The 2661-nt window shown below is 46.9% G+C and carries 4 protein-coding genes; 1 reads left to right on the top strand and 3 read right to left on the bottom strand.

The genetic code is table 11. The annotated features are described in order from the left end of the window. Positions 1-201: 201 nt before the first annotated feature. The 3 genes from ACTHUE_RS14990 to hda are packed head-to-tail and all read right to left on the bottom strand — an operon-like array spanning position 202 to position 1908. A complete protein-coding gene (locus tag ACTHUE_RS14990) occupies positions 202-516 on the bottom strand; it encodes a TonB family protein (RefSeq protein WP_003747161.1) in 315 nt (104 codons plus the stop codon). A gap of 58 nt (positions 517-574) precedes the next feature. After that, positions 575-1243 (bottom strand): HAD family hydrolase, encoded by a 669-nt coding sequence (locus tag ACTHUE_RS14995; RefSeq protein WP_070646826.1) that lies wholly within the window; start codon positions 1241-1243, stop codon positions 575-577. Further along, positions 1240-1908 carry a DnaA regulatory inactivator Hda gene (hda, locus tag ACTHUE_RS15000; RefSeq protein WP_308881042.1) on the bottom strand — a complete coding sequence of 223 codons (669 nt, stop codon included), beginning with the start codon at positions 1906-1908 and terminating at the stop codon, positions 1240-1242. The genes ACTHUE_RS14995 and hda overlap by 4 nt, the downstream gene beginning before the upstream one ends. A 230-nt stretch (positions 1909-2138) precedes the next feature. Between hda and ACTHUE_RS15005 the strand changes: the two genes are divergently transcribed. Then, positions 2139-2661 (top strand): DedA family protein (locus ACTHUE_RS15005; protein WP_440423900.1); only part of this gene is annotated, 523 nt, incomplete at its 3' end.

Genomic DNA, 2661 nt, shown 5'->3' on the forward strand with positions numbered 1-2661 from the left:
TTGTGCATATTGTAGGAAGTAATGGTAACTGGACGGGGAGACATGATGTGTGATGAAGCGGTTTATTTGTTTTAGTATAGCACCGGAGCGTGTGGTTTTACGGCAATTTTGGTTATACTTGTTTAAAGAATAAAACGGCGTTTTGACAGGGAATTTCCCAATCAAAACGCCTTCTGTTTTTCAGACGGCCTTGAGTCCGAATCAGTTGTTGATTACTTCAACATTGGTCTCAAAAGTAACGGTATGTTGGTATTTAGAGGCGGTTTTGCGTTTCGGATAAGGATATTTAGAAACGCTTTTCACTGCGCGTTCGTCCATTTCAGGATTGCCGCTGGATTGAATGATATTCACGCGGTCAACGTTGCCGGCAGGAGTTGTGAAGACATCCATCAAAACGGTTTTAACGCTGCCGTTTTGCGCTTTCATGGCTTCCAGAGTTTCGGTATCGGCTGCTTGTGCAGTACCGAATACAGCGGCAAACAACAGGGCTGAGGCGAGGAGTTTAGTCGTTTTCATGTTTTAGTCCTTATTAGGTTGTGGTTAGGTTAAATATTTCAGACGGCCTGATTCGTCGTTATTTGAAATTCAAAATCGGCCAACCTTTTGCTTTGGCTTCTTTTTCCAGCTCTGCATCCGGATTGACGGCGACAGGTTCGTCCACAATACGCAGCAACGGCAAATCGTTTTTGGAGTCGCTGTAAAAATAAACCTTACCGTAGCTTTCAAAGGTCTCGCCTCGCTCGGCAAGCCATTGGTTCAATCGGGTAATTTTGCCTTCTTTCAGGCTGGGCGTACCGACATAGTTGCCGGTATATCGGCCGTCTTCACCGGTTTCAAGCTGTGTGCCGATGACGTTGTGAATACCGAAAAGATGGCAGATAGGGGTAATGATAAATTCGTTGGTCGAAGAAATAACCAACATTTCATCGCCCGCCATTTGATGGCTTTGCACCAACATACGCTGCATCGGAGAAATGTGTGGAACAATATATTCGGCCATAAACTCGCGATGAAACTCAGCCAATTCTTCCTTGCTGAAACGGGCTAAAGGCGCGAGATGGAATTTGAGGAAGGCATCGATATCAAGACAACCGTTTTGATAGTCTTGGTAGAACTTTTCATTTTGCGCCTCGGTTTCAGCCGCATCGACTATGCCTTTTTTAATCAGGTATTGCGGCCAAGAGTGATCCGAATCGGTATTGATTAAGGTATTGTCGAGGTCGAAAATGGCAAGGTTTTTCATTGGGTTTCCTGTTGTTTTAAAAGCTGGCGCAAAAGCGGCAAAGTAATGCGCTTGCCCATCATAACGGCGTAATTGTCGAGGGTATCGAGCATTTGCATCAGGCTGTCCATATCGCGCCGCCAATGGTTCAGCAGGTATTCGAAAATTTCTGGATCGATGGTTACCTGACGGATAGCCGCCATGCTGACGAGCGCATCGATTTTTTCCCGGTCGGTCAACGGTTTGACTTCGTAAACCAAGCAATACGCCATGCGTGTGCGCAGGTCTTCACGGATAACGAGTTGCTGCGGCGTATATTCGGAACTCAAAAGCAAAAAGCCTTTGCCGCTGTTGCGGAAGCGGTTGAAGATGGCAAACAGTAAAGCCTGTTCTTCATTATTAAGCTTTTCGATTTGGTCAATGGCAAGATATTCCGCATCCAACGCGGTTTCTGTCAGCGGCGTGGCGGCGGCATCAATATAGATGGCATTTCGTCCGGCATCGAGCGCCTGTGCGACCCATGCCTGCAAGAGATGGCTTTTGCCTGCGCCCTCTTCGCCCCAAACATAGATAAATTGCCCATGTTTGTGCTGCAACACATACACCAGCTCGGCATTTTCTGTTCCCAGAAATTTGTCGAAGCCGGGATAATCATGGCTGGCAAAATCGAAGATGAGCTGGTTCACAAAGGCGTACCGGTTAGGTTGAAATCGGCTTTATTTTACGTTGTTTTGCCGTCCACCATCAAGGATAAAGGCCGTCTGAAGCCTATACCTGCAACATATCTGCACTTCTAAACATATCTTGACGCGCTCACGGCATTGGTTTTATTCCGCTTTGGTTTTACAATGTCGAACTTCTGGCCGAAACATTTGTCTGTTCTTTTTCAGACGGCCTTTTTATTTGGGGAACCCTAGTGATTTCTACCCTTATTGATTTCATCCTCCATATCGACCAACACCTTGTCCACCTTTCCGCCCAATACGGCCCGTGGATTTACGCGATTTTGTTTGTTGTGATTTTCTGCGAAACTGGTTTGGTCGTAACGCCATTTTTACCCGGCGACTCGCTGCTTTTTGCCGCCGGCGGTATTGCGGCCATCGGCGGCATGAACATCCACGTCATGGTATTGCTGCTCTTGGCGGCCGCTATTTTAGGCGATGCGGCCAACTTTATGATTGGCAAGTATTTTGGACAAAAACTGTTTGCCAATCCTGATTCCAAAATTTTCCGCCGTTCGTATTTGGAAAAAACCCATGCGTTCTATGAAAAACATGGCGGCAAAACCATCATCATTGCGCGCTTTGTGCCGATTGTGCGGACGTTTGCGCCATTTGTCGCCGGTATGGGCGATATGCACTACGCGACGTTTATCCGTTACAACATTATCGGCGCGGTGTTGTGGGTATTGTCGTTTTCCTATGCAGGCTACTTCTTCG

The organism is Neisseria sp. P0021.S005, assembly GCF_051956955.1.

Excerpts from the sequence above, each read along its gene's own strand:
- ACTHUE_RS14990 (WP_003747161.1), bottom strand. The coding sequence starts at position 516 with ATGAAAACGACTAAACTCCTCGCCTCAGCCCTGTTGTTTGCCGCTGTA.
- ACTHUE_RS14995 (WP_070646826.1), bottom strand. The coding sequence starts at position 1,243 with ATGAAAAACCTTGCCATTTTCGACCTCGACAATACCTTAATCAATACC.